The 14,593-nt window shown below is 69.9% G+C and carries 13 protein-coding genes and 1 pseudogene; 3 read left to right on the plus strand and 11 right to left on the minus strand.

The genetic code is table 11. The annotated features are described in order from the left end of the window. Positions 1–972: 972 nt before the first annotated feature. The gene (locus ACZ5FU_RS30410) at positions 973–2,157 is read left to right on the plus strand and encodes an SGNH/GDSL hydrolase family protein (protein ID WP_468642135.1); all 1,185 of its coding nucleotides are present in this window, start codon (positions 973–975) and stop codon (positions 2,155–2,157) included. A gap of 208 nt (positions 2,158–2,365) precedes the next feature. Here ACZ5FU_RS30410 and ACZ5FU_RS30415 read toward each other — a convergent pair whose 3' ends face one another. Both ACZ5FU_RS30415 and ACZ5FU_RS30420 read right to left on the minus strand, forming a co-directional pair. Further along, positions 2,366–2,503, minus strand: coding sequence for a hypothetical protein (locus ACZ5FU_RS30415; protein WP_451525821.1), 138 nt, complete (start codon positions 2,501–2,503; stop codon positions 2,366–2,368). A 338-nt stretch (positions 2,504–2,841) separates the two neighbouring features. After that, on the minus strand, positions 2,842–4,095 hold the full coding sequence (locus tag ACZ5FU_RS30420; protein WP_468835030.1) for an MFS transporter: 1,254 nt from the start codon (positions 4,093–4,095) through the stop codon (positions 2,842–2,844). 110 nt (positions 4,096–4,205) lie between these two features. On the opposite strand from ACZ5FU_RS30420, the gene ACZ5FU_RS30425 reads away from it, so the two are divergent. Beyond that, positions 4,206–4,718, plus strand: a complete 513-nt coding sequence (locus ACZ5FU_RS30425) for a CGNR zinc finger domain-containing protein (RefSeq protein WP_451525823.1) — start codon at positions 4,206–4,208, stop codon at positions 4,716–4,718. Positions 4,719–4,773: 55 nt separating this feature from the next. Here the strand turns inward: ACZ5FU_RS30425 and ACZ5FU_RS30430 are convergent, their stop codons facing one another. The 5 genes from ACZ5FU_RS30430 to ACZ5FU_RS30450 form a co-directional block, all read right to left on the minus strand. Next, entirely contained in the window at positions 4,774–6,120 is a 1,347-nt protein-coding gene (locus ACZ5FU_RS30430; protein ID WP_468835027.1) for a preATP grasp domain-containing protein, read from the minus strand. 99 nt (positions 6,121–6,219) lie between these two features. Beyond that, a complete protein-coding gene (locus ACZ5FU_RS30435; RefSeq protein ID WP_451525825.1) occupies positions 6,220–6,636 on the minus strand; it encodes a thioesterase family protein in 417 nt (138 codons plus the stop codon). Positions 6,637–6,740: 104 nt separating this feature from the next. Further along, the gene (locus ACZ5FU_RS30440; RefSeq protein ID WP_451525826.1) at positions 6,741–7,886 is read right to left on the minus strand and encodes an acyl-CoA dehydrogenase family protein; all 1,146 of its coding nucleotides are present in this window, start codon (positions 7,884–7,886) and stop codon (positions 6,741–6,743) included. 58 nt (positions 7,887–7,944) lie between these two features. Then, positions 7,945–9,264 (minus strand): aminotransferase class III-fold pyridoxal phosphate-dependent enzyme, encoded by a 1,320-nt coding sequence (locus ACZ5FU_RS30445; protein ID WP_468835224.1) that lies wholly within the window; start codon positions 9,262–9,264, stop codon positions 7,945–7,947. A gap of 96 nt (positions 9,265–9,360) precedes the next feature. Continuing rightward, positions 9,361–10,350 (minus strand): 3-oxoacyl-ACP synthase III family protein, encoded by a 990-nt coding sequence (locus ACZ5FU_RS30450; protein WP_468835024.1) that lies wholly within the window; start codon positions 10,348–10,350, stop codon positions 9,361–9,363. A gap of 654 nt (positions 10,351–11,004) precedes the next feature. Between ACZ5FU_RS30450 and ACZ5FU_RS30455 the strand changes: the two are divergent. Continuing rightward, positions 11,005–11,313, plus strand: a pseudogene (locus ACZ5FU_RS30455) (DUF6197 family protein); the annotation flags it as partial. 87 nt (positions 11,314–11,400) lie between these two features. Here ACZ5FU_RS30455 and ACZ5FU_RS30460 read toward each other — a convergent pair. From ACZ5FU_RS30460 to ACZ5FU_RS30475, 4 genes are all read right to left on the minus strand, one after another. After that, positions 11,401–11,844 (minus strand): hypothetical protein, encoded by a 444-nt coding sequence (locus ACZ5FU_RS30460; protein ID WP_451525828.1) that lies wholly within the window; start codon positions 11,842–11,844, stop codon positions 11,401–11,403. A gap of 22 nt (positions 11,845–11,866) precedes the next feature. Continuing rightward, positions 11,867–12,229, minus strand: a complete 363-nt coding sequence (locus ACZ5FU_RS30465) for a helix-turn-helix domain-containing protein (RefSeq protein ID WP_451525829.1) — start codon at positions 12,227–12,229, stop codon at positions 11,867–11,869. Positions 12,230–12,289: 60 nt separating this feature from the next. After that, complete coding sequence (locus ACZ5FU_RS30470; protein ID WP_469047474.1) at positions 12,290–13,468, minus strand: hydroxymethylglutaryl-CoA synthase; 1,179 nt, start codon at positions 13,466–13,468, stop codon at positions 12,290–12,292. Between the two features lie 189 nt (positions 13,469–13,657). Beyond that, positions 13,658–14,431, minus strand: a complete 774-nt coding sequence (locus tag ACZ5FU_RS30475; RefSeq protein WP_451525831.1) for a thioesterase II family protein — start codon at positions 14,429–14,431, stop codon at positions 13,658–13,660. Between the last annotated feature and the right edge of the window lie 162 nt (positions 14,432–14,593).

Consider the following 14,593-nt stretch of genomic DNA (forward strand, 5'->3'; position numbering starts at 1 on the left):
GGCCGGACGAACTCCCACTCAGCATCGGACAGTTCATGACGACGTATCACCCGACCATGATCCACCACGCAAGATCAATTGAAGACACCGCCTAGGAGCTGTCCGATGGGTCGTGTGAGCTGATCAGGGCCGTGGCATAGGCGCAGACGAGCTTCTCCGGAGGCGCCGCCGTCGGGCTCGCCGGCACTGAGAGCTCGTCGCCGATCCGCCCATTCCTGCCTGCGTCGGCCGGTTGAGAAATTTGGTTGCGATGGATCAGGCGGATTCGGTCATACAGCGCTCGAGGCGCCGTCAGCAGGTCTGTCCCGAGCCGAATCCCAGCTTCAGCGGCAGGAGCTGCCAGGCGATGTCGTTGTGGAGGACGTAGAGGATGCCCCGCAGGCACAGCCGGTCCGGCACGGGCCGCGGACCGGGTGGACACGTTGCTCCGGAGCACCAACCGGGGCCATGTCCCGTTCACCTGGTGGCCGGGCAGGCACCCCCCCTCGCGAACAGGGTCTTGTACAGGTCCGTTCCGGTCGCGGATGCCTGGAGGCCGCGTGTCCGCCACAACACTGGAGGCGCCGGGCGGCGTCGATGCCGGGCCGACCCACGATGAGGAGGGACATTCGGTACTGCCCGGCACAGACGTCACCTCCTTGACCCGCGAGTCAGCAACGGCGAAGCGAGCGGCGGCAACAGCGTGGAACGTGTGCTCCGGCCGACGTCGTGAGGCCTCCTTTCCAGCACCTCGACACGAAGTGCCGGACAAGTGGTGGGCCATGAGCAGCGCTGACGCAGGGGCAAAGCCGTGCGACAAGACATAGGTAACAGTTGCTCAAGACTCATCAGGCCCAACCCGACGATGCTTGACCTCAGTCGACACCAGAAGCACTGAAACTTCGCACCAGTCGGGCCCTGCCGCCTCCTGACTCGCCTTGTTTCCTTGCGTGGTGCCCACTTCACACGGGGAAGTCCTACTCAGAGGTGTTTATGAAGACCACCGGCGTCAGATCCGTCACCAGGCGGATCGCTGCCGCGCTCAGTATCGCCGCCATCACGGTCCTTTCTCTCCCTGCGAACTCATCCGCGGCGCCCAACAACGGCCAACCGACGATTGTTTCCCTGGGCGACAGCTACATCGCCGCCCCCGGGGGCAGGTGGTTCGGCAACAGCAACGACCCGTTCGGAAACCGGAACGGCACCGACAGGGCCTACGCAGCCGGCACGTACGACACGACCCGGGTGTACGGCAACAGTGGAGATTGCTACAGGTCGGACACGACCGAAATCAACAGCGCCGCCATTCCCTACGAAGGCGGAATGCTCAAGACGGTTAATCTGGCGTGCTCCGGGAGCAAGGCCGAGAACATCTGGCCGGCCGAGGCCGGCGGGCAGCCGCAGAAAGGGGAACAGCCGCAGGGCGATCAGCTGAAAGAGGTGGCCCAGAGGGACGATGTCAAAGCCATCGTTCTCTCCGTAGGTGGCAATGATCTCGGGTTCGGTGACATCATCACCAACTGCGTCCTCGCCTACAAGAACCCCTTCGGCAGGCCGTGCAACACATCGGAGCAGGCCGACCTGGGCTGGAAGATGGACCGAGCCATGGTCTTGCTCGACAAGGCCGTCAAGGACGTTCGGTTCGTCATGGCCAAGAGCGGCTATCAGGAGTCCGACTACCGACTTGTGGTTCAGTCTTACCCTTCACCGCTGCCCCGGGGGAACGAGATGCGCTACCCGCAGAGCGGCATCCTGGGGAACAGCAGGACCTACCAGGGCTGCCCGATGTTCGACGCGGACCTCAACTGGGCCCGGGACTCGCTGGTCCCCGCACTCTCGTCCAGAATCGGTGAGATCGCCAAGGGCAACAGAGCCGACTTCCTGGACCTGAGTGACGCTTTCCAAGGACACGAGGCCTGCTCGAAGTCCACCAGGGTCGCCGACGCCCAGAACCGCCCGACCTCGGCGACCATGGACTGGACCCGGATCTTCAACACGGGGGTCTTCCAGGGCAGTCTGGAGGAGTCCTTCCACCCGAACGCCTATGGGCAGCGAGCCCTGGGCCACTGCCTCAATCAGTGGTGGTATCTGACCTGGCCGCGCAACATGGGTGGCGCCTACAAGTGCGTGCCGGAGGGGCGGCAGGACGATCAGATGGCACTCAGAGTCATCGGCTAACCGGTCCGTCGTCCTTGCAGTGGACCGGTCCGGGTGGGGACCATCACCGCAGCGCAGAGCGAGCTCCCACGTCGACGTGGGAACCGGCCCGCAGGATCCTGACCGATCCTGCGGGCCGGTGTGTCGTCTGGGGAGCGGCGCCAGCATTTGGACGCCGCGGGACCGGACCTGGGATCGGCGTGGGGTTCCCCCTTCTTGCTGGGGGCGTTCACTTGCCGATGCCGTCGGCCAGACCTTTGACGATGTAGCGCTGGCCGAAGAGGAACAGGAGGAACAGGAGTACGACGGGGAGCGCGGCGATCACCATGCCGGCGTAGCGACCGTCGTGGGCGAACGCCGACAGCACTGACTCACCGAAGGTTTCGGGCTGGGGCCCGAGAAGACCACGCTCCGTGGTGGACGAGCTGATCCCGCGTCGCGGGCACCGACGAGCCGCTGAGCGACCCTTGCGGACAGTCCCTCCTGGAACGAGCCGAGCGCACCCGCACCGGATCGGAAGGCGCCTGCGGGGCGGGGCGGTCTCCGGCACGCGCCGCCTGCCCCTCCCGGGAAGACCGCGGACGAATTCTCGCCTGCACGCCCGCTGTCGCGACGCCTACGGCCTGCTCCGTCTCCATGACGCCCGGGGGACTTCTGCTCCCGGGCGAAAGCCGAGAACTCCGGTCCGGCGCGGATGACGTGCTCTCAGGCCGTCGTGCGCTCGGGGTGGCTCGCCTTCGCGGCGGCGGGGCCGGTTCCCCGGGTACCGGCGTGTTCACCCAGACCCGCGACCAGGCCGATCAGCGTCGTCAGCGCCGTACAGACCACGATGGTGACCGCCGGGCTCGTGGCATCGACGAGACCGGCTGTCAGGAGCGCGGCGGCGCCGTAGCCGAGGCCGCCCGCGGCGTACAGCAGGGAGAAGCCCGTCGCCCACACGTTCTTCGGGAGGCGGTGCTGGAGTGCCAGGTTCCTGATGATCATGAGAGGGCTGTAGAAGAGGCCGCCCAGCAGGAACGCGGCGAAGAATCCCCAGAGCCGGCCGGTGACGGCACACAGCGTCAGTGCCATGGTCATCGCCGGCAGCAGGACGAGTGTCTGTGAGCCGGGCGTGCCGGGCCAGACACGCCGGCCGTAAACGAGGCCGGCCGCGATGCTGGCCACGGCGAACGCCCCCGTGACGACACCGGTCAGCGCGAGTTCCTGCCCGGTCGTCTCCAGGCGGGCCGGCAGGGCCACGTCCATGGCACCGACCAGGAACATGATGGCGGCGGCCAGCAGCACGGTGGGCCATGCCGTCCTGAGGACGCTCAGGGTTCCGACCGGAGTGCGGTCCTGCTCCCTCGCGGCGGGGCCCTGGTGCCGGATGCGGCCGGCCATGAGCACCGGCGCGACCGAGGCGACGGCCATGAGGACGAGCGTGACACGCGGCGAAACCTGGGTCGACACCAAGGAGGCGAGCATCGGGCCACCCGCCCAGACGGCCTGGTTCAGCGCGCTCTCCAGTCCGAGCGCGGTGGCCCGCAGGTGGTCCGGGGTGGTGCTGGAAAGCTGCGCGCGCATGCCACCGGGCACGCCCGCGGCGACCGCTCCTGCGGCGAAGGCCAGCCCCACCAGGAAGATCATCGGGGTGTGGCCCGCGAGGACGACGAGGGCCGCGAAGGCGAGTGCCTCGGCGATCAGGGCGAAGCGCAGTTGGCCCAGGAACGGCTTCCGGTCGAAGCGGCTTCCCATGAAGGGCGCTCCGAAGGCCTCCCCGAGCGCGTGTGCGGCGGCCAGGACGCCGCCCGCGGAGAACGACCCCGTGCTGTGGCCCAGGAAGACCAGAGCCAGGGGGGCCATCGCGACGGGGGCGCGGATCAGCCCCATAGCGGCGTACCAGGCGGTGCCGCCCTCACGGCGCAGGACGTCGCCATAGGTGGGGGCAGGCGGCGCGGTCGACACTGTGTTACCACTCATAGTGATACACGGTAACCGGGTACCAGCGATCGCAAACCCTGTTTACCGACTAAGCTCTACGTATGGGAAACCAAGCGGGAACGACTGTGGCCGGGCCACAGGTGGAGGAGATGAGGGCTTTCCTCAACACCTGGGTGATCCCCAACGACACTCGGGAGGAGACGGAGACCCTTCCCCCTCTCGCCGCGTCCGCGCAGGAGTGGGCGCGCGTACTGCCGCACGTCCCCCGCCCGCGTACCGACGAGCTGGCTGAACTGCTCAGGCTCCGCGACGACCTGCGCGAGGACGTGAGCGAACGCGGTACCCGGCGGCTGGACGACTGGCTCGCCCGCAGGCCGCAGACCGTGCGCATCGGCGAGGGCGAACTGCGCCTGGAAGGCCCGGCGGCCCCGGTCGACGTCGTCCTGCGCCAGGCGGCGCACTTGGTGCTCGCCGAACGCTGGCGCCGGCTCAGGGCGTGTCCGGACTGCCGCTGGGTCTTCTACGACCAGTCGCGAAACAACACGCGCACCTGGTGCAGCATGTACGCCGGGAAGACCGGCCGGGCCTGCGGCAGCATCGCCAAGGTCCGCCGGATGCGAGCGGCACAGAAGCGGCGGTCGGCGGTCACGGAGACGGGGTGAGGACCCCGGCCGAGCCGGTTCCCTCACCCCGTGGCGGTGGGTGTCCGACGGGCGGTCAGACGGCGGCGGCGGTCTGCCGCAACAGGCGTTCCGTCTCCTCGGCGGCTTCCGGACCGCGGTCGTAGACGAGGTACTCCGCAGTCTGGTTGTAGGGACTGTCGTCGACGAGGATCACGGCGCCGCTGTCCCCGTCCGGGCTGAGCCGGGGGTCGTGGTCGAGGGCCCAGGCGAGCTTGGCGAAGTCCCGCACCGGCAGGTCGTTGCGGGTGAGGACCGTGTGGCTGCGCTGGTAGGCGTCGCCCAGCAGCCGCCGGGCCGCGGCGTGCACGTGGGTGCACCCGCCCACCCGGGCGTTCACCTCGCTGAAGAGCACCTCGCCCGCCGGCGTGACGATGGAGTCGCAGTTCAGGTAGCCCCGGTAACCGAGCTGCCGGATCGTGCGGGCCATGGCCAGCGACGCGTCCAGCATTCGCTGCCCGGCCTCGGCAGACAGGCCCACCGGCGGAATGGCGAAGCCGTTCCATACCGGCTCCATCCGCATGTCGCCGTGGTCGAGGAGAACCGGCTCGCCGGGCGGGTCCGGAAGGAACAGCTCGCTGTACAGGGTGCGGCTGTGGGGGTGGTACACCTCGACGACGGCCTCGCTCGGACGCAGACCCGTGGGGAAATCGCGGACCGCCTCGACGACGGGGAAGGACTCGGCCAGCGCCGCCTCGATGTCCCCGGGAGCGATGTCCGGGTCGATGACGTGCCGGGCGGACGCCCCGATGGAGGGCACGCCGGCGTCGGTCGTGAACAGGACGTTCCCGTACCCGCTCGCGCTGAAGTCCTGCTTGACGATGACGCTGCCGGTGTGCGGCAGCAGATCTCGCACGGCGCGCGCGGTGGCCCCCCGGCTGCGGCACACCTCACCGCGTGCCACCGGGACGCCGGTGCCGGTGGCCCACGCCCGGAAGAAGGACTTGCTGTTGAAGAAGTCGCTGCCGCCCTGGGCGAAGAACGCGGGGGCCGCTGGGCTCAGGCCGAGCCGCTCCGCGAGTACGGCGACGGTCCGGTCGTACAGGTACGGCGTGAGCTTCCAGTCCGGGCCCACGGTCTCCCGCAGCCGTTCCAGCAGTGGTCCGGCCAGCGCGGTACGGGCGTCGAGGAATGTGCCTTCGTCCGGTCCGTCGGGGGTGAGGAACGTCAAGGTCATGGGGTCGAGGTCGAGCAACGAGACGAGGTAGTCCCGGAAGTCGGGTGTGAGCCGCCGGTGGGCGAGCATCGCGTCGCCGTCCTCCAGCAGCCAGGCCGTCCGGGTGGAGATGGCGTGCTGCTTGTGGGCCTCCTTGCGGCTGAACGAGGTGAGCGGACTGGCGAACATGTACTCGCTGGTCACGTTGCCGAGGACGAGTTGGGGCACGAGGGCTCCTTCCGTGGCAGGCGCGGCCGCGGGCTCCTGCGGATGCTGGGCGGGGGAGGTGCGGGGACCGCCCGCGCGGCGGTCCCCACGAGTGAGGACTCAGGAGCGTTCGGCCAGCTTCTTCTCGAACGCCTCGCGGTTGACGACGGCCCGGCCGTGGACTCCGCGGAGGATGACGGCACGGCTGTCGCGTGCCTCCACCTCGAAGGTCAGGACCTTTCCGTCGACGCCGGTCAGCGTGGCGGTCACGGTGATCTCCTCGCCGACCGGCGTCGGGGCCACATGCGCGGAGTCGTGACTGAGGCCCACCGTCATCCAGGGTGTGGTGACCTGCTCGCGCAGGACGTCCATGGCGGTGACCTCGCTCAGCCACAACAGGACGGGCGTGGCGAGGACATCGATGTCGTTGTCCCAGGCGGTCGCGGCGTCGCGGGGCCCGACCACGTGGTGGCGGGTGGCCGAGGAGCCGACGAGGGATTCGAGCGCGGGGCGCGGCGGGGCGGTGGTGTCGGACATGACTGCCTTTCCGGACGGAGGGACGGGCGATCGAGCGTCCGGTGGGACGGACGCCCGGTCGATCAGGGGAGGGACGGAGCGCGAGAGGGGCAGGACTGCCGGAGTCAGGAGGCCTGCGCCAGGGCCCGCATCTGGTTGAAGACGTTCTTGCGCTGCATCTCCGCGGTGCCGCCGGCGATGAGGGTGCCCAGGGCGTCCTGGAGGGCGCGCGCGGCGGGACCGTCCATGTAGCCGAGGTGACCGTAGACGCGCAGCGCGGTCTCGGTGCCCAGCCTGAGCGTCTCGCCGGCGTGGTACTTGGCCGTGGAGCACAGCAGCGACGCCTGCCGGTCGCCCCGCAACAGGGCGTCCAGGGCACCGTAGGAGACGTAGCGGGTCGCCTCGATGGCGAACTTGGCGTCGGTGATGCGGCCCTGTACGTACTGGTGGTCGGCGATCGGCTGCTTGAAGGCCTGCCGCCGACGCGCGTACGCGAGCACCTCGTCCAGGTGGGGGTCGAGGTAGGCCGCGGCCAGCACCCCGTACAGCAGGCGGTCGAGGGCGATGGTGTTGTAGATCGCCTCGATGCCCGCGCCGATCTCACCGACCAGGTGCCGGGCGTCCACCCGCACGTTGTCGAAGGCGATGGGTCCGGTCGGGCTCGTCTGGTTGCCGATCATGCGTTCCACGGGCCCCTGGGTGACGCCCTCGTCGTGCAGGTCGACCATGAACAGGGTGATGTCCCGAGCGCCCTGCTCGGGCACGCGGCCGAGTACCAGGGCCATGTCGGCGACCGGGCCGTTGGTGATGTGGTCCTTGTGGCCGTCGAGGCGATAGACGTCGCCGTCACGGACGGCGGACGTCTTGATACGGGTGACGTCCGATCCGCCGGTGGTCTCCGTCAGGGCCGTGGCGCCGACCTCCCCGGACAGCAGCCGGGGCAGCCAGTAGCCCTTCTGGTCGTCCGTGCCGTAGATGAGCAGGGACCGGATCAGTCCCGCCTGCGCCACCATGGACAGGGAGAAGCCGAGATCACGGCCGCCCGCCGCGACGCCCTCGAAGGCGGCGGTGAAGTCCCACCAGGTGCCGCCATCGCCGCCCCACTGCCGGTCCACGGCCAGCCGCCATATTCCGGCATCGCTGATCTCCTGCCAGGACTCGCGGTCCAGAACGCCCTCCGCCCGGCAGTCGTCGGCGCGCTTGGCGACGGAGGAGGCGGCAAGGTCGGCGTAGCGTGCGCGCAGAGCCGGGTCGGTGAAGTGCTGGAGCATGGTCTTCGTGTTCCTTTCGAACGTGGGGGATCGGTTCCGGCCGGGGACGGGAACCGGTTCAGTGGGCGGCGGCGGCCAGTTCGTCGGCCCGCGCGACGGGGGCCGGCGTGAGAGCGGTCAGACTGCGGTCCAGACGGACCGTCAGCTCCTCCAGCTCCGCCTCGGTGCTGTTCAGCGGGGGCGCCACCATCACGGACTCCGTCAGCGCGTTCACACCGGACGGGTACAGCAGCAGGCCGTTGTCGCGGGCCGCGCGCACCAGATCGTGCGCGACGCCGGGGGAGCGGTCGGGATCGGCGTGCAGGCCGAGGGCGAGTTGCAGGCCCCGGCCCCGGACGTCGCGGACCACGGCGTGGCGGGCGGCGACGCCGTCCAGGAGCGTGCGCAGGTAGCGGCCGGAGCGCTCCGCTCGGGCGGGGATGTCGTGCTCCTTCAGGTACTCGACGGTCGCCAGGCCCGCCGCGGCGGCGAGCGGTGCACCGGCCATGGTGTGCCCGAACAGTACGGAGCCCAGCGGCTCCTCGAAGGCGGCGGCCACCTCGTCGCGGACCAGGACGGCGGACAGCGGCGCGTATCCGGCCGTCATGCCCTTGCCGAGCACCATCACGTCGGGAACGATCCCGGCGTGGTCGCAGCCGAACCAGGCGCCGGTCCTGCCGAGGCCGGTCATGACCTCGTCGGCGATCAGCAGGAAGCCGTCACGGTCGGCGAGCTCGCGCAGCCTCCGGAGGACGGCGGGGTCGCACGGGACGGCTCCCGAGGACGCTCCGCCGACCGGCTCGACGATCACGGCGGCCAGGTTCTGCGCCTGCACCTCGTCGATGGCCCGTTCCCATTGCTCGACGTCCGCACGCATCTCGCCGTGCCGGGGGCGCGCCTTGGCGACGGTGGCCTGATTCGCCAGCAGGGGCGTGAGGTCGCGCTTGCGCAGCGGGTGTCCGGAGGCGCCGAGGGCCCCGGCGGTCATCCCGTGATAGCTGGGTTCCTCGGTCAGCACTGTGCACTTGAAGGGACGGTAGGCCTGCGCATGGAACAGGGTCGTCAGGCGCAGCGTCATCTCGACGGCCTCCGAGCCCGAGTTGCAGTAGAGGGGGTTGCCGAGGCTGCCGGGAGCGAGATCCGTCAGCAGCTCGGAGAGCCGCTCCAGCGGCTCGGAGGTGAACTGGGTGCGGTACGCGAAGCTGATGGCGTCGAGCTGCCGGTGCATGCGCGAAGTGATCTCGGTGAGTCCGTGCCCGAGGTTGGTGTTGATCGCTCCGGAGCAGCCGTCCAGGTACTCCCGGCCGTCGGTGTCGTACACGTGGACGCCGTCACCGTGGCTGACCGTAGGAAGCATATGAGTCTCCTGGTTGTGAGTGGGGGCAGTCGTGCGGCGGATGACCCGCCTGTGATGCCTGCGTTGTCTGTCTTTTGCCGGTCCTGCTCGGCGTGCTCGTCGTCTCCCGCGCGCCGTGACCGGTTCGGTGAGGGGCGGTCAGTACCAGGTCATGACGGCCGCTCCGGCCGTCATGCCGCCGCCGACGGAGGCCATCAGGACGCGCTCCCCGCGCTTCAGCGGCGCGGCGCTGTGGCTCTCGCTCAGGGTGAGCGGGATCGAGGCGGCGGCGGTGTTGCCGTAGCGGTCCGCGGTGACGGCGACCTTGTGGGAGTCGATGCCGAGCGTGTCGGCGAGCGTGTGCACCAGCCGCAGGTTGCCCTGGTGGAAGACCGCGCGGTCGATGTCGTTGAGGCGCAGGCCGGACTCGTCCAGCGCCTGGTGCACGGCCTTGGGCACGTGCTGCACGGCCCAGTCCTTGACGGCCCGTCCGTTCATCCGGAAGTGGTGGGCGCCCGGGTCCTGGAGGGTCGCGGCGGGCCGCCGCGAGCCGCCACCCTCGACCCGGACGTGGTCGGTGGTCGTCCCGTCCGCGAGCAGGGAAGTGGCGTGGATGCCGTAACCGTCGGGGACGCGCCCCACCAGTACGGCGCCCGCACCGTCACCGAAGAGACTGACCGTCCGGCGATCCGTTTTGTCCATGATCGTCGAGTAGGTGTCCGCCCCGATGACCAGGACGTTGCGCCAGTCGCGGTGGGCGCACAGCATCGCGTCGGCCACGTCCAGGGCGTACAGGAAACCGGAGCAGACGGCGTTCAGGTCGAAGGCCGGGACGCCGCCCAGCCCCAGGTGCGCCTGCACGAACACGGCGGTCGCCGGCTGGGGCTGGTCGGGGGTCGTGGTCGCCACGATCAGCGCGTCGATCTCGCTCGCCTCGCACGGGGTCTCGTGCGGAGGGCTCAGTAACCGGGTCGCGGCGGCCGCGGCGAGATCGGACGTCGCCGACTCCTCGTCCGCGTACCGGCGTTCACGGACGCCGGTACGCTCCTCGATCCATTCCTCGCTGGTTCCCGCCCAGGCGCCGATCCGGCGGTTGTCCACGACACGGGACGGCACGTGTCCGGCGACACGAAGTATTCCATTCGGCATGGATTCCCCTTTTGGAGGATTGATCCTGCAATGACCAGTCAGTGACTGCGCAACCCATCTACCTCAGCCTTACGACGGTAAACAGCGTCGGTGAGGCTTGTGAGAGGTGTCACTGAGTGACATTCCAGCCACTGAAGGTGATGAATGTCAGGTGGGATTATGCGTAAATCTGAACTATGTCCCACTTGGTGAGTTCCTTTCGGCGGGCCGAAAAGGGCGCAGTGGCGGCAGACGGGACGAGGTCGGAGCCGGAGACGATGTAGACCGGGAGACGGCCGGGCGGCCCGCGGCGGGCTCCCGGCCCTTACCGCTTCATGCCTGTGCGCACAGCGGTCGAGTGACCCGCAAGGGGGTTCTTCAGGTCATGGCCGAAGGTAATTCCCGCAGCCCTCGACCAGGCGAAGCGCTTCCGTTACCGCTGACGGTTTTCATTGGAAGTGGCACAGGTGCAGGTGAGCTTCTCCCGCCGACTGGGGGAACTGAAGTCACTGGATCCAGCGGTGCGCGCGGACGTCCTGCGCGTGCTGGACCGCGTCATCAGCGACCTCCCGGCGCACTGGAAGCGCCGCAAGGGGATACCGCAGCTCATGGTGTTCCTCGACGGATCGGAGACCGTGCGGACGGAGAGGGCCAGCATGCGGGAGCTGCCCGAGCATGGGTGTCTCGACGAGTTCAGCCGCTGGGTCCGCGGCGTCCCGGCGTCGAAAGCCGGGGAGCACGACTGCGCCGCTCTCGTCCACGGCAACCGCATACACGCGAGGATCCACCAGATCGGCGACCGGCAAATCCGGCGCGGTCTGCCTGCTCGGCGCCACCCGCAAAGAGGCCGGCGGCAACCGGAGCCTGGAAGCCTACGCCGCAGCCGTCGTCCTGGACGCCATCCGCCGCAGCTTCGGCGACCACGTCGACTCCGTACCCGCCTTCGACGACACGCACCGTACGGGCCGAGTCCTCGTGCGCGTACTCGGTGAGGCCGTCTCGATGGCCGACGCCCGCGGTCTGCAAAGCCCCGCTCCGGCCACGACGGACGGCCAGGTCTTGTCCGGGCGATCATGCCTCTCGGCTGAGGCGGATGGCGTCAGGGGTGGCGATGTGGGCGAGGGTCTTTTGGAATCGGCGGATTGCGTCTTCGGCTTCCGCGTATTGCTGGCGGGACGGCGGGACAGCGCCGAAGGTGGAGCCGTCTTCGGCGGGCATGGCGCGCCAGTGCAGGACTGGCGTGAGGGTGGTGGCAGATGCGCCGAGGAACCAGGCCAGGCGCCCGTGGACGTGGGCGAGGGCGATGGCCACAGCAGCGAGTGCTTCCCGCAGGTGTTCCAGCCGGTCGACCTCGGACAGGGCCTGCTGGGACTGCGGGGTGCCCACGGCGGCGCACAGGTCGGCGGCGGCCTTCGCCGCGACGGTACGGTCGGCGGTTGTCGGGATCCACGTGCGATCGCGGATGAGCTGTTCGGCTTCCTCCGCCAGTTCTTCGATGCCCGCCCTTATGTCCATACCTGTCATTCTACGTCTGTGATCATCGGCGGTAGAGCGCAGGCAGCCTGCCGGTGATCCGGCCGCTTCGGGACCAGTGGGTGGCGTTCTTCGGCTTCTCCTCGAGTGTCTTGACGATGACCCGCTCGACGTCCGCGTCAGTGATCTTGCGCGGGACGTCCGGACGCGGGTCGTCACACAGGCCGTCCATGCCGCGTTCGAGGAAGCGCCGCCGCCAGGTGCGGACCGTGTCCGGGCTGACCCGCAGCCGACGGGACACCTCCATGATCGAGTGCCCCTCGGCACACTCCAGCACGATCCGCGACCGTAAGGCCAGAGCCTGGGCCGTCGTGCGACGACGCACCCACCCCTCCAGCGCGGCCCGCTGGGCATCGGTCAACGACAACGGCGGAACCTTCGGACCCGGACGACTCGTACCCAACCGACGACGAATCTTCGACTCAGGTCACCAGCGCCTCTCGTAGACGCGCTTGTGGCCGTGCAGCCCCGCCAGGCGGAAGGGTCCGGTGGTCTGCGACGGGGTGGGGTGGTCGCCGCCGTCGACCGGGAAGGACCGTCCGTGCAGCTCGCGGTAGGCGGCGTGGTCGAGCGGCCGGCGCCGGTCGATCGCCTCGCGGTGCGCCGCCGTCCGCAGGTGCTCCCGGTAGCCGGGGACGACGGTCCCGGCGAAGAACTCGGCGACGCTGCCGGAGCCGTAGCTGAGGAAGCCGACGGGCCGGCCGGCCAGGTCGTCGCCCTGGTCGAGCAGTGCGGCCAGGCCGAGGTACACCGACGCGGTGTAGCTGTTGCCGATGACCCGGTTGTAGGCCGTGGTCCGCCCGACGGCTCGTTCGAGCCCAGCCTCGTCGGTGTCGTACCCACAGGTGTTCAGCAGGTGACGGTGGGCCTTGTGGGCCATCTTCGTGAACGGCTGGTGATAGCAGAACGCGGAGAACTCCTCGAGCCGGCGGCCGCCCTGCTCCGCGTAGTCCTTCCAGGTGCTCTCCACCGCCTGCAGGTACGCGGTGATGGACTCCTGGCCGTCGACCAGCGCGGCGTCACGGTAGTTCGGCCGCCAGAAGTCCATGACGTCGGCGGTGAACAGGCCCGACGGTTCCTCGACGCGGAGCAGCGACGGATCCCGGCCGACCAGCATGGCCACCGCCGCGGCGCCCTGGGTCGGCTCACCCGGGCTGTCCAGCTCGTACTTGGAGATGTCGCTCGCGATCACGAGGACCTGCTGCGCGGGGTCGCGCAGCACCAGGCCGACGGCGAACTGCAGGGCGGCCGTCGCCCCGTAGCAGGCTTGCTTCAGTTCGACGACCCTGGTCGCCGACGGCAGCCCCAGCAGCGAATGGACGTACACCCCGGCCGACTTCGCCTGGTCGATCGACGACTCCGTCGCGCACACGACCGTCCGGATCCGGTCGGAGCCGTGCCGGGCGACGATGGGCGCGGCGGCCGCCGCGCCCATCGTCACGATGTCCTCGTCGGCGGCGGGCACGCTCATCGACCGCTGCCCGATGCCCACGTGGTACTTGCCGATCTCGGTGCCGTTGTGATCGGCGAGTGCCGTGTGCGGCAGGACGAACTCGGTCGTCGCGAACGACAGATCGTGGATTCCCGTGGCGCCTTCGCTGGTCATGCTCTGTGCACCGGCCTTTGCTTGTCGTCGTGTTCCGGTGGGACGTGGGCCGCGTGCCGCCGCGCCCGCGGCGACCTCGTGCCGTCGACGCCGGACGATGCCGGCGCCGGGCGGTGCGGATGACTCCGCACCGCGACCGGTCCGAACGTGCCGCCGCGGCCGCGGCACGGGTCTCCGGCTCACCTCCTGTCAGGGCCCCGGCCGCCCGGTGAGGCGGGACAGACGGCCGGTGAGCGCGGTCGTCACCTCTTCGTGCCGGTCCACCAGGTAGAAGTGGCCGCCCGGGAAGGTGAGGGATTCGAAGGAGGCCGCGGTGTGCTCGCGCCAGGCGTCGACGCCCGGGGACGAGACCTTGGGATCGGTCCGGCCGTTGAGGGCGGTCACGGGGCACCCCAGGGGCGGGCCGGGCACGTAGCGGTAGTCCTCCACCATCCGGTAGTCCGCGCGCAGCACCGGCAGCGCGAGCCGCATCAGGTCCTCGTCGGCGAAGACGCGCGGGTCCGTGCCGCCCAGCCCGCGCATCTGCTGGAGCAGGGCGGCGTCGTCCAGCCGCCGGCCGAACTCCCCCCGGTGCAGGGACGGCGCGTTGCGTCCCGACACGAACAGGGCGACCGGGGGACGGCCCGCGGCTTCCAGCCGCCGGGCCGTCTCGAAGGCCACCATCGCGCCCAGGCTGTGCCCGAAGAGGGCGAACGCGCCGCCGGTCCAGGGCACCAGCTCGGTGGCGAGCACGTCGGCGAGTGCGGCCAGGTCCGTCATCAGGGCCTCCGCCCGGCGGTCCAGGCGCCCGGGGTACTGCACGGCGAGGACGTCGACGTCCGGGGCCAGCGTCCGGGCCAGACCGCTGTAGAAGGTCGCCGAGCCGCCCGCGTGCGGCAGGCACACCAGCCGGACCGGCGCCCCGGGCGCGGGCGCGTACCGCCGTATCCACGGTGAGGCGAGGGAGGGTTCGCGCGGGGACATTCCGCTCCTTGGGTCGGTCGTCGCCGCCCACGGTAGGGACGGCCCGATCCGGCGCGCATCCCCTGCCCTGGTAGCGGGCGGTCCGGGCCCGTCGATCTCCTACCAGGCTGAGGGATGTTCGGCGCCGAAGGCCGTCCTAGCCTCCAGGAGGATGGAGCCGAG

The sequence above is a fragment of the Streptomyces sp. NPDC031554 genome, assembly GCF_055580685.1.

Excerpts from the sequence above, each read along its gene's own strand:
- ACZ5FU_RS30410 (WP_468642135.1), top strand. The coding sequence starts at position 973 with ATGAAGACCACCGGCGTCAGATCCGTCACCAGGCGGATCGCTGCCGCG.
- ACZ5FU_RS30420 (WP_468835030.1), bottom strand. The coding sequence starts at position 4,095 with ATGAGTGGTAACACAGTGTCGACCGCGCCGCCTGCCCCCACCTATGGC.
- ACZ5FU_RS30425 (WP_451525823.1), top strand. The coding sequence starts at position 4,206 with ATGAGGGCTTTCCTCAACACCTGGGTGATCCCCAACGACACTCGGGAG.
- ACZ5FU_RS30435 (WP_451525825.1), bottom strand. The coding sequence starts at position 6,636 with ATGTCCGACACCACCGCCCCGCCGCGCCCCGCGCTCGAATCCCTCGTC.
- ACZ5FU_RS30440 (WP_451525826.1), bottom strand. The coding sequence starts at position 7,886 with ATGCTCCAGCACTTCACCGACCCGGCTCTGCGCGCACGCTACGCCGAC.
- ACZ5FU_RS30450 (WP_468835024.1), bottom strand. The coding sequence starts at position 10,350 with ATGCCGAATGGAATACTTCGTGTCGCCGGACACGTGCCGTCCCGTGTC.
- ACZ5FU_RS30460 (WP_451525828.1), bottom strand. The coding sequence starts at position 11,844 with ATGGACATAAGGGCGGGCATCGAAGAACTGGCGGAGGAAGCCGAACAG.
- ACZ5FU_RS30470 (WP_469047474.1), bottom strand. The coding sequence starts at position 13,468 with ATGACCAGCGAAGGCGCCACGGGAATCCACGATCTGTCGTTCGCGACG.
- ACZ5FU_RS30475 (WP_451525831.1), bottom strand. The coding sequence starts at position 14,431 with ATGTCCCCGCGCGAACCCTCCCTCGCCTCACCGTGGATACGGCGGTAC.